This window comes from Pseudomonas sp. DCB_AW (genome assembly GCF_026240895.1).
Classification (GTDB): domain Bacteria; phylum Pseudomonadota; class Gammaproteobacteria; order Pseudomonadales; family Pseudomonadaceae; genus Aquipseudomonas; species Aquipseudomonas kermanshahensis.
Map to the genome: position 1 here is coordinate 42,459 of NZ_JAPFCE010000013.1, position 24,409 is coordinate 66,867.

General features: G+C 62.6%; 26 protein-coding genes. 6 read left to right on the forward strand and 20 right to left on the reverse strand.

Annotation, left to right across the window (positions count from 1 at the left end):
* Positions 1-20 precede the first annotated feature (20 nt).
* On the reverse strand, positions 21-800 hold the full coding sequence (fpr, locus tag OO306_RS10670; RefSeq protein WP_016501130.1) for a ferredoxin-NADP reductase: 780 nt from the start codon (positions 798-800) through the stop codon (positions 21-23).
* Between the two features lie 120 nt (positions 801-920).
* Between fpr and finR the strand changes: the two genes are divergently transcribed.
* Entirely contained in the window at positions 921-1,847 is a 927-nt protein-coding gene (gene finR, locus OO306_RS10675) for a LysR family transcriptional regulator FinR (RefSeq protein WP_265968604.1), read from the forward strand.
* On the opposite strand, the gene OO306_RS10680 is transcribed toward finR, so the two are convergent.
* From OO306_RS10680 to OO306_RS10690, 3 genes are all read right to left on the reverse strand, one after another.
* Entirely contained in the window at positions 1,844-2,206 is a 363-nt protein-coding gene (locus tag OO306_RS10680; protein WP_027595832.1) for a diacylglycerol kinase, read from the reverse strand. The two genes, finR and OO306_RS10680, sit on opposite strands and share 4 nt — an antisense overlap.
* Positions 2,207-2,279: 73 nt before the next feature.
* On the reverse strand, positions 2,280-2,930 hold the full coding sequence (gene erdR / locus OO306_RS10685) for a response regulator transcription factor ErdR (RefSeq protein WP_027595831.1): 651 nt from the start codon (positions 2,928-2,930) through the stop codon (positions 2,280-2,282).
* 222 nt (positions 2,931-3,152) lie between these two features.
* Positions 3,153-3,863, reverse strand: coding sequence for a tRNA-uridine aminocarboxypropyltransferase (locus OO306_RS10690; RefSeq protein WP_265968608.1), 711 nt, complete (start codon positions 3,861-3,863; stop codon positions 3,153-3,155).
* Between the two features lie 217 nt (positions 3,864-4,080).
* Here OO306_RS10690 and OO306_RS10695 point away from each other — a divergent pair, with 217 nt between their 5' ends.
* Positions 4,081-4,500: a quorum-sensing-regulated virulence factor family protein gene (locus OO306_RS10695; protein ID WP_027595829.1), complete on the forward strand. Its 420-nt coding sequence runs from the start codon at positions 4,081-4,083 to the stop codon at positions 4,498-4,500.
* A gap of 2 nt (positions 4,501-4,502) precedes the next feature.
* Here the strand turns inward: OO306_RS10695 and OO306_RS10700 are convergent, their stop codons facing one another.
* The gene (locus OO306_RS10700) at positions 4,503-4,715 is read right to left on the reverse strand and encodes a hypothetical protein (RefSeq protein ID WP_085272754.1); all 213 of its coding nucleotides are present in this window, start codon (positions 4,713-4,715) and stop codon (positions 4,503-4,505) included.
* Between the two features lie 304 nt (positions 4,716-5,019).
* On the opposite strand from OO306_RS10700, the gene OO306_RS10705 reads away from it, so the two are divergent.
* The gene (locus OO306_RS10705; protein ID WP_085272753.1) at positions 5,020-6,138 is read left to right on the forward strand and encodes an LOG family protein; all 1,119 of its coding nucleotides are present in this window, start codon (positions 5,020-5,022) and stop codon (positions 6,136-6,138) included.
* Positions 6,139-6,408: 270 nt separating this feature from the next.
* Here the strand turns inward: OO306_RS10705 and recX are convergent, their stop codons facing one another.
* From recX to OO306_RS10725, 4 genes are all read right to left on the reverse strand, one after another.
* On the reverse strand, positions 6,409-6,879 hold the full coding sequence (gene recX / locus OO306_RS10710; RefSeq protein WP_027595826.1) for a recombination regulator RecX: 471 nt from the start codon (positions 6,877-6,879) through the stop codon (positions 6,409-6,411).
* A gap of 21 nt (positions 6,880-6,900) precedes the next feature.
* Positions 6,901-7,968 (reverse strand): recombinase RecA, encoded by a 1,068-nt coding sequence (recA, locus tag OO306_RS10715; protein ID WP_027595825.1) that lies wholly within the window; start codon positions 7,966-7,968, stop codon positions 6,901-6,903.
* A gap of 103 nt (positions 7,969-8,071) precedes the next feature.
* A complete protein-coding gene (locus OO306_RS10720; RefSeq protein WP_085272752.1) occupies positions 8,072-8,554 on the reverse strand; it encodes a CinA family protein in 483 nt (160 codons plus the stop codon).
* Between the two features lie 54 nt (positions 8,555-8,608).
* A complete protein-coding gene (locus OO306_RS10725; RefSeq protein WP_265968612.1) occupies positions 8,609-9,676 on the reverse strand; it encodes a hypothetical protein in 1,068 nt (355 codons plus the stop codon).
* Positions 9,677-9,862: 186 nt separating this feature from the next.
* Between OO306_RS10725 and mutS the strand changes: the two genes are divergently transcribed.
* Complete coding sequence (gene mutS, locus OO306_RS10730) at positions 9,863-12,436, forward strand: DNA mismatch repair protein MutS (RefSeq protein WP_027595822.1); 2,574 nt, start codon at positions 9,863-9,865, stop codon at positions 12,434-12,436.
* Between the two features lie 140 nt (positions 12,437-12,576).
* Positions 12,577-12,900, forward strand: a complete 324-nt coding sequence (gene fdxA, locus OO306_RS10735; RefSeq protein WP_027595821.1) for a ferredoxin FdxA — start codon at positions 12,577-12,579, stop codon at positions 12,898-12,900.
* A 649-nt stretch (positions 12,901-13,549) separates the two neighbouring features.
* Here fdxA and rpoS read toward each other — a convergent pair.
* From rpoS to OO306_RS10775, 8 genes are all read right to left on the reverse strand, one after another.
* Complete coding sequence (rpoS, locus tag OO306_RS10740) at positions 13,550-14,557, reverse strand: RNA polymerase sigma factor RpoS (protein WP_027595820.1); 1,008 nt, start codon at positions 14,555-14,557, stop codon at positions 13,550-13,552.
* Between the two features lie 108 nt (positions 14,558-14,665).
* On the reverse strand, positions 14,666-15,523 hold the full coding sequence (locus tag OO306_RS10745; RefSeq protein ID WP_027595819.1) for a peptidoglycan DD-metalloendopeptidase family protein: 858 nt from the start codon (positions 15,521-15,523) through the stop codon (positions 14,666-14,668).
* 186 nt (positions 15,524-15,709) lie between these two features.
* Positions 15,710-16,348, reverse strand: a complete 639-nt coding sequence (locus OO306_RS10750; protein WP_172960402.1) for a protein-L-isoaspartate(D-aspartate) O-methyltransferase — start codon at positions 16,346-16,348, stop codon at positions 15,710-15,712.
* A gap of 35 nt (positions 16,349-16,383) precedes the next feature.
* A complete protein-coding gene (gene surE, locus OO306_RS10755) occupies positions 16,384-17,133 on the reverse strand; it encodes a 5'/3'-nucleotidase SurE (protein ID WP_027595817.1) in 750 nt (249 codons plus the stop codon).
* On the reverse strand, positions 17,121-18,179 hold the full coding sequence (truD, locus tag OO306_RS10760) for a tRNA pseudouridine(13) synthase TruD (RefSeq protein WP_265968613.1): 1,059 nt from the start codon (positions 18,177-18,179) through the stop codon (positions 17,121-17,123). The genes surE and truD overlap by 13 nt, the downstream gene beginning before the upstream one ends.
* Positions 18,176-18,649, reverse strand: a complete 474-nt coding sequence (ispF, locus tag OO306_RS10765; protein WP_027595815.1) for a 2-C-methyl-D-erythritol 2,4-cyclodiphosphate synthase — start codon at positions 18,647-18,649, stop codon at positions 18,176-18,178. The genes truD and ispF overlap by 4 nt, the downstream gene beginning before the upstream one ends.
* A gap of 65 nt (positions 18,650-18,714) precedes the next feature.
* Complete coding sequence (gene fghA / locus OO306_RS10770; RefSeq protein ID WP_027595814.1) at positions 18,715-19,569, reverse strand: S-formylglutathione hydrolase; 855 nt, start codon at positions 19,567-19,569, stop codon at positions 18,715-18,717.
* 8 nt (positions 19,570-19,577) lie between these two features.
* Positions 19,578-20,690, reverse strand: a complete 1,113-nt coding sequence (locus OO306_RS10775; protein WP_027595813.1) for an S-(hydroxymethyl)glutathione dehydrogenase/class III alcohol dehydrogenase — start codon at positions 20,688-20,690, stop codon at positions 19,578-19,580.
* Positions 20,691-20,797: 107 nt separating this feature from the next.
* On the opposite strand from OO306_RS10775, the gene OO306_RS10780 reads away from it, so the two are divergent.
* The gene (locus tag OO306_RS10780; RefSeq protein WP_027595812.1) at positions 20,798-21,694 is read left to right on the forward strand and encodes a LysR substrate-binding domain-containing protein; all 897 of its coding nucleotides are present in this window, start codon (positions 20,798-20,800) and stop codon (positions 21,692-21,694) included.
* 116 nt (positions 21,695-21,810) lie between these two features.
* Here the strand turns inward: OO306_RS10780 and ispD are convergent, their stop codons facing one another.
* From ispD to eno, 3 genes are all read right to left on the reverse strand, one after another.
* The gene (gene ispD, locus OO306_RS10785) at positions 21,811-22,518 is read right to left on the reverse strand and encodes a 2-C-methyl-D-erythritol 4-phosphate cytidylyltransferase (RefSeq protein ID WP_027595811.1); all 708 of its coding nucleotides are present in this window, start codon (positions 22,516-22,518) and stop codon (positions 21,811-21,813) included.
* Positions 22,515-22,796: a cell division protein FtsB gene (ftsB, locus tag OO306_RS10790; RefSeq protein WP_004375443.1), complete on the reverse strand. Its 282-nt coding sequence runs from the start codon at positions 22,794-22,796 to the stop codon at positions 22,515-22,517. Before ftsB ends, ispD begins: the two co-directional genes overlap by 4 nt.
* Positions 22,797-22,965: 169 nt before the next feature.
* Positions 22,966-24,255 (reverse strand): phosphopyruvate hydratase, encoded by a 1,290-nt coding sequence (eno, locus tag OO306_RS10795; protein ID WP_027595810.1) that lies wholly within the window; start codon positions 24,253-24,255, stop codon positions 22,966-22,968.
* Positions 24,256-24,409 lie beyond the last annotated feature (154 nt).

A 24,409-nucleotide genomic window follows, 5' to 3' on the forward strand; every position in this document is an offset into this window, starting at 1 on the left:
TTTTCGTACCCGTCTGCGGGTTACTTCTCGACGAAGGCGCGCTCGATCAGGTAGTCACCCGGCTCGCGCATGCGGGCAGAGACTTTCAGGCCGAAGCTGTCGAGCACTTCGCTGGTTTCGTCCAGCATGCTTGGGCTACCGCAGATCATCGCACGGTCGTCCTGCGGGTTGATCGGCGGCAGGCCGATGTCGCTGAACAGCTTGCCGCTGCGCATCAGGTCGGTCAGGCGGCCCTGGTTCTCGAACGGCTCGCGGGTCACGGTCGGGTAGTAGATCAGCTTGTCACGCACCGACTCACCGAAGAACTCGTTCTGCGGCAGGTGCTCGGTGATGAACTCGCGATAGGCCACTTCGTTCACGTAACGCACGCCGTGAACCAGGATCACTTTTTCGAAGCGCTCGTAGGTTTCCGGGTCCTGGATGACGCTCATGAACGGCGCCAGGCCAGTACCGGTGCTCAGCAGGTACAGGTGCTTGCCCGGGTTCAGGTCGTCGAGGACCAGGGTGCCGGTAGGCTTCTTGCTGATGATGATCTCGTCGCCTTCCTTAAGGTGCTGCAACTGGGAAGTCAGCGGGCCGTCCGGCACCTTGATGCTGAAGAATTCCAGGTGCTCTTCCCAGTTCGGCGAGGCGATGGAATAGGCGCGCATGAGCGGGCGGCCGCTTTCCTGCTGCAGGCCGATCATCACGAACTGACCGTTCTCGAAGCGCAGGCCCGGATCACGGGTGCACTTGAAGCTGAACAGGGTGTCGTTCCAGTGGTGCACACTGAGGACACGTTCGTGGTTCATGTTGCTCATCGATGAGGCTCCTGAAGAAAGACGCAGCGCGCGCAAGACGCGCAGTTGCGCGATAGTTTAGGGGCAGCGACAATATCTGTTAACTGAATTATCAAGATATGTGTTATCGGTTATATAGATATGCGATTCACTCTCCGTCAGCTTCAGGTGTTCGTCGCCGTAGCCCAGCATCAAAGCGTCTCGCGGGCCGCTGGCCTGCTTGCGCTCTCGCAGTCGGCCGCCAGCACGTCCATCACCGAACTCGAGCGCCAATCCAGCTGCCAGCTGTTCGATCGCGCCGGTAAACGCCTGAGCCTCAACGCCTTGGGCCATCAGCTGCTGCCACAGGCTGTCGCCCTGCTCGACCAGGCCAAGGAAATCGAAGACCTGCTCAACGGCAAGTCCGCCTTCGGCTCGCTGGCGGTCGGCGCCACGCTGACCATCGGCAACTACCTGGCGACCCTGCTGATCGGCAGCTTCATGCAGGTGCACCCGGAAAGCCAGGTCAAGCTGCATGTGCAGAACACTGCGCATATTGTGCAACAGGTCGCCCATTACGAAATTGATCTGGGTCTGATCGAAGGGGATTGCAACCACCCGAACCTGGAAGTTCAGCCTTGGGTCGAAGACGAGTTGGTCGTGTTCTGTGCGCCCCAGCACCCACTGGCAACGCTGGGCCGCGCGAACATTCAGACGTTGTCGCAAGAGGCCTGGATACTTCGCGAGCAAGGCTCCGGCACGCGCCTGACCTTTGACCAAGCCATGCGCCACCACCGCGCCAACCTGAACATTCGCCTGGAGCTCGAACACACCGAGGCCATCAAGCGTGCAGTGGAATCTGGCCTGGGCATCGGCTGCATTTCGCGCCTGGCCCTGCGCGATGCCTTCCGCCGCGGCAGCCTGGTACCGGTCGAAACCCCGGAGCTGGACCTGATGCGTCAGTTCTATTTCATCTGGCACAAGCAGAAGTATCAGACCTCGGCCATGCGCGAGTTTCTGGAGCTATGCCGCAACTTCACCGCGGGCTTCACCCGCAGTGATGAGATCGTGCTACCGCCTATTGCCTAGAGCAGAATAACGCCCCAGACCAGCGCAACCATGGTGAGTGCCACCAACTGCGCGGCGCTGCCCATGTCCTTGGCGTTTTTCGACAAGGGGTGACGCTCAAGCGAAATGCGGTCGATGGCAGCCTCTACCGCCGAGTTGAACAGCTCGACGATCAAGCCCAGCAGGCACACCGCGATCATGATCGCCCGCTCCGCGCGGCTGACCGGCAGCCAGAAGGCGGTCGGGATCAGCAGCACATTGAGCAGTACCAGTTGACGGAACGCGGCCTCGCCCTTGAAGGCGGCGCGCAAACCATCCAGCGAATAGCCGGCGGCGTTGAAGATACGTTTGAGGCCGGTCTGGCCTTTGAATGGCGACATGTGCGTCACTTCACCGATGAAAGGCCGGCAGACTAGTCCAGCTGGGGTCAAAAAAGCGTGAAGAAGCAGCCAGTTAGTGGCTGGCAACCGATTCAAGTTGTTGCAGCAGCAAGGCCGCCTGGGTGCGCGTGCGCACGCCCAGCTTGCGGAATATCGCCGTCACGTGGGCTTTGATGGTGGCCTCCGAGACACTCAGCTCATAGGCGATCTGCTTGTTCAGCAAGCCTTCGCAGACCATGGTCAGCACGCGGAACTGCTGGGGCGTGAGGCTGGCCAGGCCTTCGCTGGCCGCTTTGGCTTCAGCCGAAACATCGACTTTCTCGAAGGCTTGCGGCGGCCACCAGACCTCACCGTCCAACACCTTGCGCACGGCGTCCTGAATCACTTCCAGCGGGCTGGATTTGGGAATGAAACCACTGGCACCAAACTCGCGGGACTTGACCACGACGGCTGCCTCTTCCTGCGCCGACACCATGACCACGGGGATCTGCGGGTATTGCCCACGCAGCAGGACCAGCCCGGAGAACCCGTAGGCGCCCGGCATGTTCAGGTCCAGCAGGACCAGATCCCAGTCGGCTTTTTCGCTCAGTCGGGTTTCCAGTTCGGCAATGCTCGCCACTTCAACCAGGCGTACATCGGCGCCAAGGCCGAGGGTAACAGCCTGGCGCAGGGCGCCACGAAACAGTGGGTGGTCATCGGCAATCAGGATTTCGTAAGTGGCCATCGATCTAAGGATCCTGTTCTGTGCCAGGCGCTGCGGGGTAGTAAGGGCGCTTGGCGGAAAGGCACGGCGAAGTCCGGGGTAACGGCACCTTCGGCGTGCCCGAATCGGCGCCAAGGATGCCGAGCACGGTCGGGGTGGTCAAGCCAATTGCCCTGCCACACTCGCCCACCCTGGCTGCCAGCCCCGACATTATGAACCAAACCGGCCCGACTGCCCCTTGGACTATAGGAAGGTATGCAAACGCTGATGCGCGTCGTCGTGTTCATCCAGCGGCAAATGCCGCTTGGCGCTCAGGTAGTGCAGGCTGAACACGTCCAGGTAAGCGTCCAGAGCCTGGGAGGCGCGCTGGTCGCCGGCCAGTTCCAGGCACATGGCCGCCACTTCCGCCGTGCAGAAGTGATCGTCACGTTTGGAACGGCGCAGGCGGTAGCGCGACATCTGCTCGGCCTCCAGGCTCAACACCGGGAAGCGGTCCAGGTAGGGGCTCTTGCGGAACATCTTGCGCGCCTCGGTCCAGGTGGCGTCGAGCAGGATGAACAACGGCCGCTTGCCGGGTTCGCGCACCACCTCGTTGACCACCCGTTCCTGAGCAACGAACTCGCCGGGGAAAACGATATAGGGCTGCCACTGGGGCTGTTCGAGCAGCGCCAGCAGGTTGTCGTCCACCGCAGTACGCTGCCAGCCGAAGGCCGAGGTGTCCTCGACCAGGTCGGCGATCAGCCAACCGGTGTTGGTCGGCTTCAGTGGCTCGGTGTCGTGCATCAGCAGGCACACGCCCGACTCCGCCGGCACCCGGGGCTTCCAGGCGCACAGGCAATGGCTGGCAATGACCCGGCAATGCGGGCAACGGACGGCCCGTGAACCACGGGCAATGAACGGCTTGTTGCTGCGGGCCAGGCGTTCGGCGCGCAAGCGCGCTACCGCGTGGCTCATGCTGGCAGGCCTTTGAACAGGTTGAAAATGCACACTGCGACGGCTCGGATACACAAAACGCAAGTCTACCAGAGCAGGCGTCATTTGCCGTGCAGCGGGACGGGCTGGCCCCTTATAATCGACACTTTGGCGAGCCTGACGCGCGCAAAAGCGCGCATCAGGGAACGCCACCTGCCGGCGCATGTCAAACCGCCAGTCATTGAACCAGGAGAGATACATGCTGCGTCTTATCGTCCCGACCCTGAGCCTTTTGCTCACCCTGCCCCTGGCGGCCCAGGCGGCGTCCAAACAGGACTACGACCTGAACAAGATGCTGCAGAAGGTCGCTACGGAAAGCAGCGTCGGCACGCCGCGCGCCATCAACGAAGACATCCTCGATCAGGGTTATACCGTCGAAGGCAAGGCGCTGGTCAACCACCTGAGCGTGCGCCAGAGCCACGCCGAGCGCATGCAGGCCAACCCCGAGCAAGTGCGCAGCCAGTTGGGCGACAGCGTCTGCCGTAACAGCGGCTTCCGCAACCTGATGTCCAAGGGCGCCGTCATGGTCTATCGCTTCACGGTCTACAAGACCAACCAGCCAGTCATGGACCAGGCATTTGACGCCGCCAGCTGCGTCGCGGGCAGCAAGAAGAAGTAAACCTAGACCACGGGGTGGTCATCAGGGGCGCGCCACTGCTCCTCCTCGGCATCGGCGCGCAACTCTGCCAGAAGCGCTTGCAGGTAGCGTGACTGGCACTCCAGCCCCGAAAGCCTGCGACGGCACTCTGCCTCAAGGCTCAGGTGATGCACCTGAGCTGCATGTTCCAGCTGCTGATACAGCTGCCGGTCCACTTCGATGGTCAAGCGATGCATACCGCCACCTCCTGCATCGATACGATTCGCTTTCCCAGTTAATCAAACCCTCACCCCCATAGGCTGCGCGCCGACGAGCGGCGTTCGCCATCACTTCGGCACGATCAGGCGCAACGGTCTAGATTGATAGCGAGAGCGCCAAAAAACGCCCAGATGGATTTTTGCCACTGCACCATGGCCTTGAAGGCCTACTGCAACGCTCGGGGTACACACTCGAGCCTGAGCAGCCAGCGACGCACGCAGTGTCGCGGCCGGGACACACCATCGACCCGGTCAGAGGTTTTGCTGCAGAAGGAGACGTTGAATGCCTTACCAACCCAACGAGCTGTTGTTCAATCACTTCAGGGACAACAACATCGACCTGAGCAAGATTGACGAACAGCTGCAACTGGTTGCACCAAACAGCCCCAACTTGCCGCTGTACCGGGACATGATGCTGACCATCCTGCGCATGGCCCACGACGACACAGATCGCTGGAGCGCCAAGATCACCCTGCAGGCGCTGCGCGAGCTTGATCATTCATTCCGCGCCCTGGAGCGCTACAAGGGCCGTCGCAAGGTCACGGTGTTCGGCTCGGCCCGAACCCCGCTGGAACACCCAATGTACGCCTTGGCCCGTGAACTGGGCGCCACCCTGGCACGCTCCGACCTGATGGTCATCACCGGCGCTGGCGGCGGCATCATGGCGGCAGCGCATGAAGGGGCCGGCAGCGACCACAGCCTGGGCTTCAACATCACCCTGCCGTTCGAACAGCATGCCAACCCCACGGTGGACGGCACCGACAAACTGCTGCCGTTCCACTTCTTCTTCATTCGCAAGCTGTTCTTCGTCAAGGAGGCTGATGGGCTGGTGCTCTGCCCTGGCGGCTTCGGCACGCTGGATGAAGCACTCGAAGTGCTCACGCTGATCCAGACCGGCAAGAGCCCGCTGGTGCCGGTGGTGTTGCTTGACTCACCCGGGGGCACCTTCTGGCGCGACTGCCTCGACTTCATCAGCCGTCAGCTCGAAGAAAACCGCTACATCCTGCCCAGCGACCTCAAGCTGGTGCGCCTGGTGCACAGCGCCGATGAGGCGGTTGAGGAAATCAACCAGTTCTACAGCAACTACCACTCCAGCCGCTGGCTGAAAAACCAGTTCGTGATCCGCATGCATCACCCGCTCAGCGAGGCGGCGCTGTACGACATCCAGGAGGGCTTCGCCGATTTGCGCCTGAGCGGCAAATACCACCAGCACGCCGACAGCGGCGCGGAACACGAGGTGGGTAATTTCAGCCATCTGACCCGGTTGTCGTTCGCCTTCAACGGCCGCGACCAGGGCCGCCTGCGCGAACTGGTGGACTTTATCAACCTGCCGGAAAACTGGGCCAAGCCTCAGCCTATGCACACGACTCAGCGGGCCAGGGAGGCGTTGAAGGTTAGTTGAGACTCACCGCTACCTTGTGGGAGCAACTGTCTTGTGGTGCTTGTTCCGGCCTCTTCGCGGGCAAGCCCGCTCCCACAGGTAACGTGGGAGCGGGCTTGCCCCGCGAACACCGGCGAAGCCGGTGCCATGCACCGCGTATCCGCATTCGCGGGACAAGTCGGATCGCCGCACCGCCGCTCCCACCCGAACTGTGTAACCCCCAAGTCTAGCGCCGCACCTGTGGGGACTGGCGTGCCCTCATTCACCGGCGAAGCCGGCTCTCACACCGTTTTAGTAGTCGTCGAGATCCCGACCGCTGAGCAGGCGGCCGATCATTTCCAGGGAGAACCCACGGTAGGCAAGGAATCGGGTTTGCTGGGCACGGCTGCGGGGGTCATGCGGGCGTTGCCCGGCAAACTTGCGTTGCCAGACATCCATCAAACGCTGCGCCCAATCCACACCGCTTTCCCGTAACGCCTGATCGATATCGCCACGGTCCAGGCCACGCTGGCCCAGTTCTTCGCGTATACGCGCAGGGCCGTAGCCGGAATTGGAGCGGTACCTGATGAAGCTTTCGAGGTAGCGGGCCTCGCTGAGCAACCCTTCTTCGGCGAGCCGATCGAGCTCAGGCTCGATCATCTCATCCAGAGCGCCTCGCTGACGCAGTTTGCGCGTCAGCTCGACGCGACCATGCTCACGTCGCGCGAGCAGGTCCATGGCTGTCCGCCGAATGGCGACGGGGGTGTCGAGTACGGCGGACATAGTCGCTATCTACAACAGTGATCAATAACCGGCGTCGGCATCAGCCACGTCGTCGGCACTGGCTTCAGCAGCGGCAGCCTTGCCCGCTTCGGCGGCAGCACCGGCCTTGAGCAGCTTCTCGCGGATCTGCTTCTCGATCTCGGCACCAATGGCCGGGTTCTCAGCCAGGTACTTGGCGGCGTTGGCTTTGCCTTGGCCGATCTTGTTGCCCTGGTAGGCGTACCAGGCACCGGATTTCTCCACCAGCCCCTGAGAAACACCCAGGTCGATGATTTCGCCGTTGCGGTAGATACCCTTGCCGTAGAGGATCTGGAACTCAGCCTGACGGAACGGCGGCGAGACCTTGTTCTTGACGATCTTGACGCGGGTTTCGCTGCCGACCACCTCGTCGCCTTCCTTGACCGCGCCGGTACGGCGGATGTCCAGGCGCACAGAGGCGTAGAACTTCAGGGCGTTACCGCCGGTGGTGGTTTCCGGGCTGCCGAACATCACGCCGATCTTCATACGGATCTGGTTAATGAAGATGACCAGGCAGTTGGCGTTCTTGATGTTACCGGTGATCTTGCGCAGCGCTTGGGACATCAGACGAGCCTGCAGGCCCACGTGCATGTCACCCATCTCGCCTTCGATCTCGGCCTTGGGCACCAGGGCTGCCACGGAGTCGACGATGATCACGTCGACCGCGTTGGAGCGCACCAGCATGTCGGTGATTTCCAGCGCCTGCTCACCGGTGTCTGGCTGCGACACCAGCAGGTCGTCGACATTGACGCCCAGCTTGCCGGCGTACTCCGGGTCGAGGGCGTGCTCGGCGTCGACGAAGGCGCAGGTAGCGCCGTTCTTCTGGGCTTCGGCGATGACCGACAGGGTCAGCGTGGTTTTACCCGAGGACTCCGGGCCGTAGATTTCGACGATACGGCCTTTTGGCAGGCCGCCAATGCCGAGGGCGATGTCCAGGCCCAGGGAACCGGTGGAGATAGCCGGGATGCCGGTGCGCTCGTGGTCGCCCATGCGCATGACTGCGCCTTTGCCGAATTGGCGTTCGATCTGACCCAGGGCCGCAGCCAAGGCGCGTTTCTTGTTGTCGTCCATTGAAACCCTCACGTGTTCGACTTGGCCCTGATGGCCGGAATACCTGTATAAGTAGCCAGTATTATTCCACAGCGAAGCGCGCGCGCAAACCCCTGTCGTCGATTTACTCGGCACCAAGCTGTAACAAGCCGTCTAACGCGGCGATCACCGTTTGTCGGCGCACCGCATCACGGTCGCCGTCGAACTGGCGGCGCTCGCTGAAGACACGGCTGCCATCGGCCCAGGCCAGCCACACGGTACCCACCGGTTTTGCCGGCGAGCCACCGTCCGGCCCGGCCACACCGCTCACCGCCACCGCAAAGCGCGCGCCGCTGGCCGCCTGCGCCCCGCGGGCCATGGCTTCGACCACCTCCTGGCTAACCGCACCCACCTGGCCGAACAGTGCCGCGGGCACCCCCAGCTGGCGGGTCTTCTGGGCATTGGAGTAGGTCACGTACCCGGCCTCGAACCAGGCCGAACTGCCGGGGATGCGGGTAATGGCCTCGGCGATGCCACCGCCCGTGCAGGATTCGGCGGTGGTCACCTGGGCATTGAAGCGGCGCAGGTGCTCGCCCAGGCGGGCGGAAAGTGCGGTGATCGGGTCCATATCAGGCTCCTTGAAGACTGCGCACTACCCTACCACCCCATGCGCGGCGCGGCTTCAGGAAACCTTCAAGCTATCGCGGGCAATGGCGCTGAACGCACGCTCGTCGCGCCGCCCAAGACGCGGTAGGCCGGCTGGCCAGCCCTGGGTCCAGTCCAGGCCACGCAAATGGCGCATGTCCTCAATCGCCGAACGCCACCAGACCACCTTGCAGGCGCGCTGGTAATCATCGCTGCCGATGACACTGCCATATAAAAGCTTGCGGCCGACACCCCGGAGCTCTGGGGGCACGCGCGTAAGGCTCCACTTGACCGAAAGGCGGTTGAGCCAGGATGGCACCGGGCGATGCGCAGGCACCTTCAAGGCCAGGCCAGGCATCTTCGGCGTAAAGCGCTCGCCGTGGCGGGCGAAGAAAATCTCCAGAATGGCGTGGATGTACTGCTTCATCGCAAAGTAGTGGCTGATCACGCCACGCGCCTGGTTGATCTGCACGCCCTGCAACTCGAACGAAAAGGCGATCTGCTCGATGGTGTGCAACTCACGGGCGTAAGGCGTCCACGCATCGATGCGCTGGATGGCCCGTTCGGCAATGCCGGCATTCTCACGGGTGAAGCCCAGGACACCGCTGTTGCACAGCCGCAGGTCGTCGCTCGGCACAGCGCCCGCACGCGCAAGCCCTGCGCTGAAGCCGAGGTAGTCCTCACGGTGCGACGCCTCGGCCCAGCTCATCTCGACCTCGTCCACCAGGTACTGCCCGGCATCCACCTGGCCAAACAGCTTCAGCGGTGACTGCAGGAACACCGTGTCGGTGTCGATGAACACAGTCTTGTCCGCCCACTGCCCCGCCTGCGCAATGGCGCAGGCCTTGCGCCGATGGGTATAACCGCCCTCCCCGGTCCAGGCCTGCAGGGTCGCGTCATCCAGCGCGATCACCTCAACCGGCCAACCGGCGAATGCCTGCGGCTGGTCGGTCAACACACGAATCACTGGCAGCTCCGCCGGCTTGCAGCGCGCCAGGGCGGTCAGGATGCTGAACTTGGCTTCCAGCTGGTAAATCCGCCGATCACCGTACAGGAGGTAGATCAGTTGCTGCTTTACATAAGGGATACGGCTGGACAGGTTCATCACTACGTCACGGCTAGGGGCATTCAAAAAGGCCGCGCATTCTAGTGCAGTCGAGGACGAAGCTCCATGATGGCCCGCCGAACTGCGCGCACATGCCCCACTGCGGCCGCCTGCATCTGGATGAAAAAGCCTGTACCATTGCCGGTTTTACCATCGCCAACCAGATCACCCGCTGTAAGGCCCTGAATGTCAGATCTCTCCGCACACACCCCGATGATGCAGCAGTACTGGAAGCTGAAAAACCAGCACCCGGACCAGCTGATGTTCTACCGCATGGGCGATTTCTACGAGATCTTCTACGAAGATGCGAAGAAAGCCGCAAAACTGCTGGATATCACCCTGACCGCGCGCGGCCAGTCGGCCGGCCAGTCCATCCCCATGTGCGGCATTCCGTTCCATTCGCTGGAAGGCTACCTGGCCAAACTGGTCAAGCTCGGCGAATCGGTGGTGATCTGCGAACAGATTGGCGACCCGGCAACCAGCAAGGGCCCGGTAGAGCGCCAGGTGGTGCGCATCATCACCCCCGGCACGGTCAGCGACGAAGCACTGCTCGACGAGCGCCGCGACAACCTGATTGCCGCGCTGCTGGGCGATGAGCGCCTGTTTGGCCTGGCGGTGCTGGACATCACCAGTGGCAACTTCGGCGTGCAAGAGATCAAAGGCTGGGAAAACCTGCTGGCCGAGCTCGACCGCCTCAACCCGGTCGAACTGCTGATCCCCGACGACTGGCCACGCGACCTGCCGGCCGAAAAACGCCCTGGCGCGCGCCGCCGCGCCCCGTGGGACTTCGACCGCGATTCGGCGCGCAAGGCCCTGTGCCAGCAATTCGCGACCAAGGACCTCAAAGGCTTTGGCTGCGACAAGCTGACCCTGGCCATCGGCGCCGCCGGATGCCTGCTGACCTACGCCAAGGAAACCCAGCGCACCGCCCTGCCGCACCTGCGCAGCCTGCGCCACGAGCGCCTGGACGACACGGTCATCCTAGATGGCGCCAGCCGCCGCAACCTGGAGCTGGACGTTAACCTGGCGGGCGGGCGCGACAATACCCTGCAGTCGGTGATCGACCGCTGCCAGACCGCCATGGCCAGCCGCTTGCTGACCCGCTGGCTGAACCGCCCACTGCGTGACCTCAAGGTCCTGCAGGCGCGCCAGGATTCGATCCGTTGCCTGCTCGACGGCTACCGTTTCGAAAAACTGCAGCCGCAGCTCAAGGAAATTGGCGATATCGAGCGGATCCTCGCCCGTATCGGCCTGCGCAATGCCCGCCCACGCGACCTCGCACGCCTGCGTGATGCCCTCGGCGCCCTGCCCGAGCTGCAAAACGCCATGGCCGAGCTGGAAGCCCCGCACCTGGCGCGCCTGGCCGCCATTACCGGCACCTACCCAGAGCTGGCCAGCCTGCTGGAGCGGGCGATCATCGACAACCCGCCCGCGGTAATCCGTGATGGCGGCGTGCTCAAGGCCGGCTACGACAATGAGCTGGACGAGTTGCTGGCGATCAGCGAGAACGCTGGCCAGTTCCTGATCGACCTGGAAGCCCGTGAAAAAGCCCGTACCGGCCTGGCCAATCTCAAGGTCGGCTACAACCGCGTGCATGGCTACTTCATCGAGCTGCCGACCAAGCAGGCCGAACAAGCCCCGGGCGACTACATTCGCCGCCAGACCCTCAAGGGTGCGGAGCGCTTCATCACCCCAGAGCTCAAGGCGTTCGAGGACAAGGCACTGTCGGCCAAGAGCCGCGCCCTGGCCCGCGAGAAGATGCTTTACGACGCCCTGCTCGAAACCCTGATCAGCCACCTGGCACCGCTGCAAGACAGCGCTGCCGCCTTGGCCGAACTGGATGTGCTGAGCAACCTCGCCGAGCGTGCCCTGAACCTCGACCTGAACTGCCCTCGCTTCGTCGACGAGCCGTGCTTGCGCATCGACCAGGGCCGTCACCCGGTGGTCGAGCAGGTGCTGACCACGCCGTTCGTGGCCAACGACCTGAACCTGGACAACAGCACCCGCATGCTGATCATTACCGGCCCGAACATGGGCGGTAAATCTACCTACATGCGCCAGACCGCCTTGATCGTGCTGATGGCGCACATCGGCAGTTTCGTGCCGGCAGCCCAGTGCGAGCTGTCGCTGGTCGACCGCATCTTCACCCGCATCGGCTCCAGTGACGACCTGGCCGGCGGGCGCTCGACCTTCATGGTCGAGATGAGTGAAACCGCCAACATTCTGCACAACGCCACCGACCGCAGCCTGGTGCTGATGGACGAAGTCGGCCGCGGCACCAGCACCTTCGACGGCCTGTCGCTGGCCTGGGCCGCCGCCGAGCGCCTGGCCCAGTTGCGTGCTTACACGCTGTTCGCCACGCACTACTTCGAGCTCACTGTACTGCCGGAAAACGAGCCGTTGGTGGCCAACGTGCACCTGAACGCCACCGAGCACAACGAGCGCATCGTCTTCCTGCACCATGTGCTGCCAGGCCCTGCCAGCCAAAGCTACGGCCTGGCCGTGGCCCAACTGGCCGGCGTGCCCACCCCGGTCATTCAGCGCGCCCGCGAGCACCTGGGCCGCCTGGAAACCGCGAGCCTGCCGCACGAGCAGCCGCTGGGCAAGCAGGCCAAGGATGAGCCACACGTCCCGCACCAGAGCGATCTGTTCGCCAGCCTGCCACACCCGGCCATCGAGAAGCTGGGCAAGCTGGACCTGGACGACATGACCCCGCGCCAAGCTATCGAAATGCTATATCAACTAAAGAACCTGTTATAACGGCGCCCACTACAAGCTGGTAGAATCCGCCGCGGTTTGCTGGTGCTGCAGGTTATTAGCCTGGCCTGCAGCCACATACCCGTAAACCGCGCGGCCCCGAGAGGAAGGGCCGCCGCCGTCGCCTGAGGAGAGAACTAGAAATGACCTTCGTCGTCACCGACAACTGCATCAAATGCAAATACACCGACTGCGTGGAAGTCTGTCCGGTGGACTGCTTCTACGAAGGCCCGAACTTCCTGGTCATCCACCCGGACGAGTGCATCGACTGCGCACTGTGTGAGCCGGAATGCCCAGCGCAAGCCATCTTCTCGGAAGACGAAGTGCCATCGGGCATGGAAAACTTCATCGAGCTGAACGCCGAACTGGCGGAAATCTGGCCAAACATCACCGAGCGTAAGGACGCCCTGCCGGACGCTGAAGAGTGGGATGGCAAGACTGGCAAGATTGCAGATCTGGAGCGCTGATAGCGCGCGGATACGAAAAAGGCCCATTCGGGCCTTTTTTCATTTTCAGCAGGCAAAAAAAAGGGGCGGTATGACCCGCCCACATTTTTTTCCGTAGTCCCTGATTGTCCCAAACATCATCCTGATGAAATCGCTTCTTGCGATGTCCTTGGCTTTCTCCCTGAAAGCCTGTGCATGTCCGTGTGCACAGTTCGAATACTAGCGACTTCAGCGGGCGAGACAACCGAGGCACCTCTCAAGATATTACCGCGGACACTTTTCCTCACATCCAAATAATCCATGATTTTCAGTAAGTTAGGATTACGGCGGAGCTGAAAACGACAATGATTTACTGTTGGTTGCATAGATAGCTTACAAAACAAGTAAGCGATCTCTTACACGCGATGTTACTGGGGTGGCGCGGTACACAAATGCTGGATGGCGAATCTGCGTTTCTGACCCGTGCATCACCCCTGTAGGAGCAGCCTTGTGCTGCGAAGAGGCCAGTGATCCCAGCGGGAATTTGCACTGTTGCCACCGGCCTCTTCGCAGCACAAGGCTGCTCCTACAGGGGGGGCGCGTTTACAGGGAGGCGCGTTATTCTGCACTGCACCGCGCACACAAAAACGCCCCGAGGCTATCGGGGCGTCTTATGCTGGCGAACAGCTTGTTACTGGAACAACGACTCGCTAGACAGGCCATTCTTCTCGAGGATCTCGCGCAAGCGCTTGAGCCCCTCTACCTGGATCTGCCGCACACGCTCACGCGTCAGGCCGATCTCCAGGCCAACATCTTCCAGGGTGCTGCTCTCATGCCCACGCAGGCCAAAGCGGCGCACCACTACCTCACGCTGCTTGTCGGTCAGCTCACCCAGCCACTGATCGATGCTCTGCGACAGGTCGTCGTCCTGCAGCAGCTCACACGGGTCGGTTGGGCGGTCATCGGTAAGGGTATCGAGCAGGGTCTTGTCCGAGTCCGGCCCGAGCGAAACATCCACCGAAGACACCCGCTCGTTCAGCCCCAGCATCCGCTTGACCTCAGCGACAGGCTTCTCCAGCAGGGTGGCGATTTCTTCTGGCGAGGGCTCGTGATCGAGCTTCTGGGTCAGCTCCCGCGCAGCGCGCAGGTAGACGTTGAGCTCCTTGACCACATGGATCGGCAGGCGAATGGTACGGGTCTGGTTCATGATCGCCCGTTCGATGGTCTGGCGAATCCACCAGGTCGCATAGGTCGAGAACCGGAAACCACGTTCCGGGTCGAATTTCTCGACCGCACGAATCAACCCCAGGTTGCCCTCCTCGATCAGGTCGAGCAACGACAGGCCACGATTCACATAACGACGGGCAATTTTCACAACCAGGCGCAGGTTGCTTTCGATCATGCGCTTGCGGCCGGCGGGGTCGCCTTTTTGCGACAGGCGCGCAAAATGCACTTCCTCTTCTGGCGACAGCAGAGGCGAGAATCCAATCTCATTGAGGTACAACTGAGTAGCATCAAGTGCCCGAGTGTAATCGATGTACTTGTGCTGCTTGAGCGAAGAGCCGGTCTTGGCCCTTGTCCGAACCGAAGATACAGCAGGTTCGTCTGACACCACATCCGTTTCCAAAACGATGCCCGTCTCCATCAGGAGGACGTCATCGTCGATGTCAAACTCCGGCGCTTCTTTATTGAGAGCCATTGTTATAGTCCTTTGCTGAGTTCGAACTCAGACTCGAGCGGCACCTGTATCCCTGGCAGCGCTGGAGCCTGTCCCCTCTACATCAGAGGAACAGGCCAGGTACAACAATCAACGACGTGGCAGGAACTGGAGCGGATCGACGGGTTTGCCCTGGCGGCGAATCTCGAAATGCAGCTTCACCCGATCAGTGCCCGTGGACCCCATTTCAGCAATCGACTGCCCAGCCTTGACCTGCTGCCCCTCCCGAACCAACAGCCTGCGGTTGTGACCGTAGGCACTGACGTAGGTATCGCTGTGCTTGATGATGATCAGCTCGCCGTAGCCCCGCAAGCCACTCCCGGCGTAAACCACTGCACCATCAGACGCAGCAAAAACAGGCTGTCCCAAATCACCGGCGATATCAATGCCTTTATTCAAACTACCGTTTGAAGCAAATTTTCCAATTAGCACGCCATTGGCCGGCCAGGTCCAACCGCCTACCGCGCGCTCTGCGGCCGGCACGGTGGCGACCACCGGCGCACTGGTTGTCGGGGCCGTCGTAGCCGGCTTGGTGCTACCGCTGGGGGCGGTGCTGGTGCTACCAACGGGGCGACGAATGACCGTGGTTTTGCTCGAGGACGAAGGGTTGGACACCACCGTGGTGCTACCCGTGGCGCCGCTGCTGAAGCGAATCGGCTGGCCAGGGCGAATGGTGTAAGGCGCCGGGATGCCGTTGCGGGCGGCCAGCTCCTTGTAGTCCCAGCCGTAACGGAAGGCGATGGAGAACAACGTATCGCCCGGCTTGACGATGTACTGACCGGAAGTCACCGTCGGCCGCTTGGGCGCTGCATTGTTACGGTCGACCACCCGCGCGCTTGTCGAGCTGGTGCTGGAACAACCCGCCAGCAAGGTGCCCATGGCCAGTGCAATCACCAGAAGCTTGAAACCCGCCCAATCCTTGCGCTGCCGAATGACTGTGTGACCCACCCGCGCTCCCCTCATGGTGCCGAATACCGAAATAACGATAAGAAATGCAATATTGTTGCAATTATAACCGAGCCCACCTGTATTGGGTGGACGGCTGCAAAGGCCACTAGAGCTATAGCAGATCACCCCGCCAGATAGACAGGGCAATGGCGCAAGAATTCGTCGCTGGCGTAAATATTCCGTGGTTCAGGCCAGCGGGCCATTGAGCAATGGCACGAAGCGCACGGCGCCTAGCACACGCCGGGAGAACCCATGCTCCTCACGCACGATCAGCATCAACTGCTGTGTCTCGCCTGCCGGGCCCACCGGAATCACCATGCGCCCCCCCGGCGCCAGTTGATCGAGCAGTGCCTGTGGCACCTCGGGCGCCACGGCAGTGACGATGATGCCGTTGTAGGGCGCCAGCGCCTGCCAGCCCTCGCAACCATCGCCCCAGCGAAACACCACGTTACGCAGGTTCAGCTCTACCAGGCGCTCCTTGGCGCGATCCTGCAGCACCTTGATGCGCTCCACCGAGAACACCCGCTCCACCAGCTGGGCAAGTATCGCCGTCTGGTAGCCGGAGCCTGTGCCGATCTCCAGCACCTTGTCGAGCGGCCCGGCCTCAAGCAGCAGCTCGCTCATGTGCGCAACCATGAACGGCTGCGAGATGGTCTGGTTGTGGCCGATCGGCAGCGCCGTGTCTTCGTAGGCGCGATGCGCCAGGGCCTCGTCGACGAACAGGTGGCGCGGGGTGCGGCGGATCGCGTCGAGCACCTTGGGGTTCGCCACGCCTTCTTCGCACAGGCGCTGGATCAGCCGCTCCCGGGTCCGTTGGGAGGTCATGCCGATACCCCGGCGCAACATATCGTCCTCACGCATCAGAGCAGGCCCTCCAGCCAACCGTCGAGCTGTTCGAAAGCATCGTTGAAGGTGCGGTCAAGCTGCAGCGGTGTGATCGATACATAGCCTTGCATCACCGCGTGGAAGTCCGTGCCCGGGCCACCGTCTTCGGCATCGCCGGCCACGGCAATCCAGTACCCCTCCTTGCCGCGCGGGTTGACCACCTTGGTCGGCGCCGCCGCCCGCGCCCGGTGACCGAGGCGGGTGAGCTGGATGCCGCGGATGTGCTCCAACGGCAGGTTGGGGATATTGACGTTGAGCACGGTGCGCGGCGGCAGTGTGAGACGCGACTGCGCCTCCACCAGCCGGCGGGCGATGTAGGCCGCCGTGGGCAGGTTGTCCGGCTGGCGCGAGAGCAACGAAAACGCCAGCGACGTGTTGCCCAGGAAGCGGCCTTCCAACGCGGCGGCGACGGTGCCCGAATACAGCACGTCGTCGCCCAGGTTCGCGCCCAGGTTGATCCCCGACACCACCATGTCTGGGGTCTGCGGCAACAGGCCATTGAGCCCCAGGTGCACGCAATCGGTCGGCGTGCCATTAAGGCTGATGAAACCGTTGGCCAGGGTCTGCGGATGCAGCGGCCGGTCCAGCGTCAGCGAACTGCTGGCGCCGCTCTTGTCTTGCTCCGGGGCGATTACCACGCACTCGGCATAATCCACCAGCGCAGCGTGCAGCGCGGCGAGGCCAGGTGCGGTAACACCGTCGTCGTTCGAAATCAGAATACGCATGGGCTGTCCGTCTGCCCTGCCGACACCAGATCCACGACTTCGCGCACCACCACGGTGGCGAAGCATCCGGCCGGAAGGACGAATTCCAGTTGCAGGATATCAGGCTCGGGATAATGCCACGTCAGGCCGCCAATAGGGAGCCGCAGAATGCGCCGTTCGTGATCCATGCCCGCCTGGGCCAGCCAATGGCACAGTGCCGGCTGCCGCGCGGCGACTGCGCTTTCCAACGCGGCAGTGGCACCTGCGGCGGGGGTTTCGCCCTCGCCCCACAGCGCACCGGTGGGATGCAGGTCGAGAATCGCCAAGCGCGGATCGGTACATTCCTGCTCGGTCGCGGGAAAGAAACTACGGCTATCGGTGAAGGCCAGCAGGTCCCCGACTTGCGCACGGGCCCAGCTGCCGTCGGCAACACGGGCGGCGAGAATCTGGTTGAACAGGTAGCTGCGCCCTGCCGAAAGCAAACGCGAACGCACATTGCGTTGCTCTGGCAGCGCCTTGCGGGCCGCCCAGTCGAGCGCGTCATGGACATTACCGCCGCCATGGCCAAACCGCTGGCTGCCGAAGTAGTTCGGCACGCCGTGCTGCTTGAGCGCCTCCAGGCGCGCGTCCAGCGCAGCGTGATCGGCCGCCAGGGCCGTCAGGCGCAGGGTGAAGCCGTTGGCCGAATGCGCGCCACGCTGCAGCTTGCGCTGGTGACGCACCTGCTTGAGCACGCGCAGGCTGGCATCCTCGGCACGCGACAGGTCCGGGTCGGCCTTGCCGGGCAGGTGCAGGCTGAACCACTGACGGGTCAGGGCCTGGCGGTCCTTGAGCCCGGCATAGCTGATCGAACGGGCCGGCACGCCTGCGGCGCGGGCCAATCGGCGGGCCGCTTCTTCGGTGTTGAGGTCGCGCTTTTCGACCCACAACCACAGGTGCTCACCCTGGCCCGACAGCGGGATATCCAGCACCTCGTCGACCTGGAAGTCTTCAGCCACAGCCTTGAGCACCGCAGTGCCCAGCGCTTCACCCGATGCACGCGGGCCCAGCAGTTCCAGTTCGGTCATGCTGGCAGCAACAGGGCGACCGCATGCACGGCAATCCCCTCCTCACGGCCGGTGAAGCCCAGCTTTTCAGTGGTGGTCGCTTTGACGTTGACCTGGTCGAGCTCGGCTTGCAGGTCTTCGGCGATCAGTTGGCGCATGGTCTCGATGTGCGGCGCCATTTTCGGCGCCTGGGCAACGATGGTGGCGTCGACATTGCCCACCTTCCAGCCCTTGGCCTGGACGATAGCGACCACATGACGCAGCAAGGCACGGCTATCGGCACCCTTGAACTGCGGGTCGGTGTCGGGGAAGTGCTTGCCGATATCACCCAGCGCCGCAGCGCCCAGCAAGGCATCGCTCAGGGCGTGCAGCAGCACGTCACCGTCGGAGTGGGCCAGGAGGCCGTGTTTGTGGGGGATACGGACCCCGCCCAGGGTAATGAAATCACCGTCGCAGAAACGGTGCACATCGTAGCCGTGGCCAATACGCATAGAAAAACGCCCTGATTGAGTCAGGGCGTGATTCTACCTGCTTTGTGCGGTATTGGGGCTGCGCCTTACACCCGGCCCAGCGCCTTCGCATGATGGCGCACGTGGTCTTCGATGAAGCTGGCGATGAAGTAGTAGCTATGGTCATAGCCAGGCTGCAGGCGCAGGGTCAGTGCATGCCCCCCTTTGCGCGCGGCCTGCTCCAGTGCCTCAGGCTTGAGCTGCTTCTCGAGGAAGTCATCACGGTCGCCCTGGTCCACCAGCAACGGCGGGCAACTGCCCGCGGGTGTTTCGGCCAGCAGCACGCTGGCATCCCACTCGCGCCAGCGCGCACGGTCCTCGCCCAGGTAGCGGCTGAAGGCCTTTTCACCCCACGGGCAGTCCATCGGGTTGCTGATCGGCGAGAACGCCGAGATCGAACGGTAGCGCCCCGGGTTACGCAAGGCGCACACCAATGCGCCATGCCCGCCCATCGAGTGGCCACTGATGCTGCGCTGGTCCGAGGCCGGGAAGTGCGCCTCGATCAGCGCGGGCAACTCCTCTACCACGTAGTCATGCATGCGGTAGTGCTGCGCCCACGGCTGCTGGGTGGCATTGAGGTAGAAGCCGGCCCCCAGGCCAAAGTCCCAGGCGCCATCCGGGTCGCCCGGCACCTGCTCGCCACGCGGGCTAGTGTCGGGCGCAACGATGATCAACCCAAGCTCGGCGGCCAGGCGCTGGGCGCCGGCCTTCTGCATGAAGTTCTCGTCGGTGCAGGTCAGGCCGCTCAGCCAGTAAAGCACCGGCAGCTTGGCCCCCTGTTCGGCCTGAGGAGGCAGATACACCGCGAACACCATGTCGCAGCCGAGCACCTTGGACGGGTGCCGGTACCGCTTGTGCCAGCCGCCGAAGCTTTTCTGGCAAGAAATGTTGTCCAGGCTCATGGCAGACCTCAGAAGTGGATCACGCTGCGGATGCTCTTGCCTTCATGCATCAGGTCGAAGGCCTTGTTGATGTCTTCCAGGCCCATGGTGTGGGTGATGAAGGTGTCCAGCGGGATCTCGCCCTTCTCGGCCATTTCGACATAGCTTGGCAGCTCGCTGCGGCCGCGTACGCCACCGAACGCCGAGCCGCGCCAGACGCGACCGGTGACCAGCTGGAACGGACGGGTGGCGATTTCCTGGCCGGCACCGGCAACGCCGATGATGACCGACTCGCCCCACCCCTTGTGGCAGCATTCCAGGGCCGCACGCATCAGCTGGACGTTGCCGATGCACTCGAAGGAGAAGTCCACGCCGCCGTCGGTGAGGTCGACGATCACTTCCTGGATCGGGCGGTCGTATTCTTTCGGGTTGATGCAATCGGTGGCACCCAGCTGACGAGCGATCTCGAACTTGGCTGGGTTGATGTCGATGGCGATGATGCGCGAGGCCTTGGCCTTGACGGCGCCAATGATCGCCGACAGGCCGATGCCGCCGAGGCCGAAGATGGCCACGGTGTCACCCGGCTGGACCTTGGCGGTGTTGATGACCGCGCCGATACCGGTGGTGACGCCACAGCCGAGCAGGCAGACCTTCTCCAGCGGGGCCTCCTTTTGGATCTTGGCCACGGAGATTTCTGGCAGCACGGTGTACTCGGAGAAGGTCGAGGTGCCCATGTAGTGGAACAGCTGCTGGCCTTTATACGAGAAGCGCGTGGTGCCGTCTGGCATCAGGCCCTTGCCCTGGGTGGCGCGGATGGCCTGGCACAGGTTGGTCTTGCCCGAACGGCAGAATTTGCACTGGCCGCACTCAGGGGTGTACAGCGGGATCACATGGTCACCCACGGCCACCGAGGTCACGCCCTCGCCCACTGCCTCGACGATCGCGCCGCCTTCGTGGCCAAGGATCGACGGGAAGATACCCTCCGGGTCGGCGCCAGACAGGGTGTAGGCGTCGGTATGGCACACACCGCTGGCAACCACGCGCAGCAGCACTTCGCCGGCCTTGGGCATGGCCACGTCCACTTCGACGATTTCCAGGGGTTTCTTGGCTTCGAAGGCTACGGCAGCACGGGACTTGATCATCAACGGTCTCCAGACAAGGGGTCAATTCAGTCTTGCAGTGTAATTCAGGGTGTTTTGATGAATAATCCAGGCAAAGACAAAACATTATTGCTGCACAGGGACAATCAATGAGTAGCCGCTGGGAAGGCATCGACGAATTCGTGGCGGTGGCCGAGTCTGGCCAGTTCACCGCGGCGGCGGAGCGCCTGGGCGTATCGTCTTCGCACATCAGCCGGCAGATCGCCCGCCTGGAAGAGCGCCTGCAGACGCGGCTGCTGTACCGCAGCACCCGGCGCGTCACCCTGAGTGAGGCCGGGCAGACCTTCCTGCAGCATTGCCAACGCCTGCAAGATGGCCGTGAAGAAGCCCTGCGGGCAATGGGCGACCTGGCTAGCGAGCCCAAGGGGCTGCTGCGCATGACCTGTGCGGTGGCCTATGGCGAGCGCTTCATCGTGCCGCTGGTGACGCGCTTCATGGCGCTGTACCCGCAGTTGAGGGTGGAAGTGGAACTGAGCAACCGCACGCTGGACCTGCTGCATGAAGGCATGGACCTGGCCATTCGCCTCGGCCGGCTTGCCGACTCCAGGCTGGTTGCCGCCCGCCTGGCACCGCGGCGCATGTACCTGTGCGCCTCACCGGCGTATCTGGAGCGTTACGGCAGGCCGCACAGCCTGTCGGAACTGGCGCGGCACAACTGCCTGATTGGCAGTTCGGACTTGTGGGCACTGCAGCAGGATGGCCGCGAGATCAGCCAGCGGGTGCAGGGAAACTGGCGCTGCAACAGCGGGCAGGCCGTACTAGACGCCGCGTTGCTGGGGATGGGCTTGTGCCAGTTGCCGGACTATTACGTGCTGGAGCACCTGAACACGGGGGCACTGGTATCGCTGCTGGAGGGGCATCAGCCGCCGAATACGGCGGTGTGGGCGTTGTACCCGCAGCAGCGGCATCTGTCGCCGAAGGTAAGGCGGCTGGTGGATTATCTGAAGGAAGGGTTGGCGGGGTTGCCGGAGTATCGTGTGGCTTGATAGTGCACTGGGGCCGCTTTGCGGCCCTTTCGCGGCACAAGGCCGCTCCTACAAGAGATCGCAATTCCCTGTAGGAGCGGGCTTGCCCGCGAAAGGGCCAGCACAGGATTACAGTGTCAGCGGCGCCCCGCCCAGCGCTGGCGCAACCACTCAAGGTCTTCCGGCCGGGTCACCTTGATATTATCGCTGCGCCCTTCGATCAGCCGCGGCGCCTGGCCGGACCACTCGATGGCCGAAGCCTCGTCGGTGACCACCACATCCGACACCAGGCACTCGGCCAACGCGCGGTGCAAGGCCCCCAGGCGGAACATCTGCGGCGTATACGCCTGCCAGATGGTGCTGCGGTCTACGGTAGCGCTCACCCGGCCATGGCTGTCGGCACGCTTCAACGTATCGCGCGCTGGCACCGCCAACAGGCCACCCACCGGGTCATCTGCCAGCTCGGACAACAGCTTGTCCAGGTCACTGCGCGCCAGGTTCGGCCGCGCGGCATCGTGCACCAGCACCCAGTCGCTGTCCGAAGCCCCTTGGGCATGCAGCAACAGCAACGCGTTGAGTACCGAGTCGGCACGCTCGCGACCGCCCGCCGCGCGCTGGATGCGCGGGTCGCTGGCACAGCGCAGGCCGGGCCAGTAAGGGTCGTCTGCGGTAATGCTGACCACCACGCCCTTGAGCGTTGGATGGCCAAGAAAACAGTCGAGGCTATGCTCGAGAAGGGTCTGCCCACCCAGTTGCAAGTACTGCTTGGGGCGGTCGGCAGCCATGCGGGCACCCACGCCCGCAGCAGGAATCACGGCCCAGAAGGCCGGTAATGTGTCAGTCATTTTTGCGGCAACTGGAAGAGAGTTTCACCCTCTTTGACCATCCCCAATTCATGACGAGCCCGTTCTTCCACGGTCTCCATACCTTTCTTCAACTCCAGGACTTCTGCATCAAGCACGCGGTTACGCTCAAGCAGACGCTCGTTTTCGGCGTGCTGCTCGGCGATCTGCTGCTTGAGCTCGGTCACTTGCGCCAGGCTGCCATTGCCCACCCACAGGCGGTACTGCAGGCCACCCAACAGCAGAAGCAGAACGAGGAACAACCAATAGGGACTGCGCATCAAGGTATCCAGGTTAAAAAGACCGCCGCTTACTGTTCACTTCGGGGCCTCGAATAGCACGAAGCCTGGCCGAGGCCAGGCTTCGTCGACAGAAACCCTTTGCAAGTGTAGGAAAATTCAGTACGAAAGCTCCTACAGCTCCGGCTGCTGTCTTTTTACCATCTCTTGCTTAACCGCGAAACTCGGCACGACCACGGTAAACCGCCTTGGCACCCAGTTGCTCTTCGATGCGCAGCAGTTGGTTGTACTTGGAGACGCGGTCGGAACGGCACAGCGAGCCGGTCTTGATCTGGCCAGCAGCGGTACCTACAGCCAGGTCGGCAATGGTCGAGTCTTCGGTTTCACCGGAACGGTGCGAAATCACCGCGGTGTAGCCTGCAGCCTTGGCCATCTGGATGGCTTCCAGGGTCTCGGTCAGCGAGCCGATCTGGTTGAACTTGATCAGGATCGAGTTACCGATGCCCTTCTCGATGCCTTCCTTGAGGATCTTGGTGTTGGTCACGAACAGGTCGTCACCGACCAGTTGCACCTTCTCGCCAATCTTGTCGGTGAGGATCTTCCAGCCAGCCCAGTCGGACTCGTCCAGGCCGTCTTCGATCGAGATGATCGGGAAGCGCTCGGTCAGGCCTTTCAGGTACTCGGCAAAGCCTTCGGCGTCGAACGACTTGCCTTCGCCAGACAGGTTGTACTTGCCGTCTTCATAGAACTCGGAAGCTGCGCAGTCCAGGGCCAGGGTCACGTCGGTGCCCAGCTTGTAGCCGGCCTTTTCAACGGCTTCGGCGATGGCGGCCAGCGCGTCTTCGTTAGACGCCAGGTTCGGCGCAAAGCCACCTTCGTCACCGACGGCAGTGTTCAGGCCGCGAGCCTTCAGTACAGCCTTCAGGTGATGGAAGATTTCGGTGCCCATGCGCAGGCCATCGGAGAAGGTCTTGGCGCCAACCGGCTGCACCATGAACTCCTGGATGTCGACGTTATTGTCGGCGTGCTCGCCACCGTTGATGATGTTCATCATCGGAACCGGCATCGAGTACTGGCCCGGGGTGCCGTTCAGGTTGGCGATGTGCGCGTACAGCGGCAGGTCCTGGTCCTGGGCAGCGGCCTTGGCGGCAGCCAGGGAAACAGCCAGGATGGCGTTGGCGCCCAGCTTGGCTTTGTTCTCGGTACCGTCCAGGTCGATCATGGCGCGGTCCAGAGCCTTCTGGTCGGAAGGGTCCTTGCCCAGCAGCAGGTCGCGAATCGGGCCGTTGATGTTGGCGACGGCTTTCAGCACGCCCTTGCCCAGGTAACGGCTCTTGTCGCCATCACGCAGCTCCAGCGCTTCGCGCGAGCCGGTGGAAGCACCGGACGGCGCGCAAGCACTGCCGATGATGCCGTTGTCGAGCAGTACATCGGCTTCCACGGTGGGGTTGCCACGCGAATCGAGAACTTCACGACCTTTGATGTCGACGATTTTTGCCATTGTTGTAAGCACTCCAGAATTGACGAAAACAACGCAGCTTAGGAAATCCTTGCACTTCATCAGGCAGGGTATGCAGCAGGCAGGCCTGATGAAAGCGCTCCCTGACCGTTTGGTCAGGGAGAGAACGGGCGGTACTTTACCCGAGAAATGAGCT

Coding starts and splice junctions, on each gene's coding strand:
- fpr (WP_016501130.1), bottom strand. CDS start 800: ATGAGCAACATGAACCACGAACGTGTCCTCAGTGTGCACCACTGGAAC.
- finR (WP_265968604.1), top strand. CDS start 921: ATGCGATTCACTCTCCGTCAGCTTCAGGTGTTCGTCGCCGTAGCCCAG.
- OO306_RS10680 (WP_027595832.1), bottom strand. CDS start 2,206: ATGTCGCCATTCAAAGGCCAGACCGGCCTCAAACGTATCTTCAACGCC.
- erdR (WP_027595831.1), bottom strand. CDS start 2,930: ATGGCCACTTACGAAATCCTGATTGCCGATGACCACCCACTGTTTCGT.
- OO306_RS10690 (WP_265968608.1), bottom strand. CDS start 3,863: ATGAGCCACGCGGTAGCGCGCTTGCGCGCCGAACGCCTGGCCCGCAGC.
- OO306_RS10695 (WP_027595829.1), top strand. CDS start 4,081: ATGCTGCGTCTTATCGTCCCGACCCTGAGCCTTTTGCTCACCCTGCCC.
- OO306_RS10700 (WP_085272754.1), bottom strand. CDS start 4,715: ATGCATCGCTTGACCATCGAAGTGGACCGGCAGCTGTATCAGCAGCTG.
- OO306_RS10705 (WP_085272753.1), top strand. CDS start 5,020: ATGCCTTACCAACCCAACGAGCTGTTGTTCAATCACTTCAGGGACAAC.
- recX (WP_027595826.1), bottom strand. CDS start 6,879: ATGTCCGCCGTACTCGACACCCCCGTCGCCATTCGGCGGACAGCCATG.
- recA (WP_027595825.1), bottom strand. CDS start 7,968: ATGGACGACAACAAGAAACGCGCCTTGGCTGCGGCCCTGGGTCAGATC.
- OO306_RS10720 (WP_085272752.1), bottom strand. CDS start 8,554: ATGGACCCGATCACCGCACTTTCCGCCCGCCTGGGCGAGCACCTGCGC.
- OO306_RS10725 (WP_265968612.1), bottom strand. CDS start 9,676: ATGAACCTGTCCAGCCGTATCCCTTATGTAAAGCAGCAACTGATCTAC.
- mutS (WP_027595822.1), top strand. CDS start 9,863: ATGTCAGATCTCTCCGCACACACCCCGATGATGCAGCAGTACTGGAAG.
- fdxA (WP_027595821.1), top strand. CDS start 12,577: ATGACCTTCGTCGTCACCGACAACTGCATCAAATGCAAATACACCGAC.
- rpoS (WP_027595820.1), bottom strand. CDS start 14,557: ATGGCTCTCAATAAAGAAGCGCCGGAGTTTGACATCGACGATGACGTC.
- OO306_RS10750 (WP_172960402.1), bottom strand. CDS start 16,348: ATGACCTCCCAACGGACCCGGGAGCGGCTGATCCAGCGCCTGTGCGAA.
- surE (WP_027595817.1), bottom strand. CDS start 17,133: ATGCGTATTCTGATTTCGAACGACGACGGTGTTACCGCACCTGGCCTC.
- truD (WP_265968613.1), bottom strand. CDS start 18,179: ATGACCGAACTGGAACTGCTGGGCCCGCGTGCATCGGGTGAAGCGCTG.
- ispF (WP_027595815.1), bottom strand. CDS start 18,649: ATGCGTATTGGCCACGGCTACGATGTGCACCGTTTCTGCGACGGTGAT.
- fghA (WP_027595814.1), bottom strand. CDS start 19,569: ATGAGCCTGGACAACATTTCTTGCCAGAAAAGCTTCGGCGGCTGGCAC.
- OO306_RS10775 (WP_027595813.1), bottom strand. CDS start 20,690: ATGATCAAGTCCCGTGCTGCCGTAGCCTTCGAAGCCAAGAAACCCCTG.
- OO306_RS10780 (WP_027595812.1), top strand. CDS start 20,798: ATGAGTAGCCGCTGGGAAGGCATCGACGAATTCGTGGCGGTGGCCGAG.
- ispD (WP_027595811.1), bottom strand. CDS start 22,518: ATGACTGACACATTACCGGCCTTCTGGGCCGTGATTCCTGCTGCGGGC.
- ftsB (WP_004375443.1), bottom strand. CDS start 22,796: ATGCGCAGTCCCTATTGGTTGTTCCTCGTTCTGCTTCTGCTGTTGGGT.
- eno (WP_027595810.1), bottom strand. CDS start 24,255: ATGGCAAAAATCGTCGACATCAAAGGTCGTGAAGTTCTCGATTCGCGT.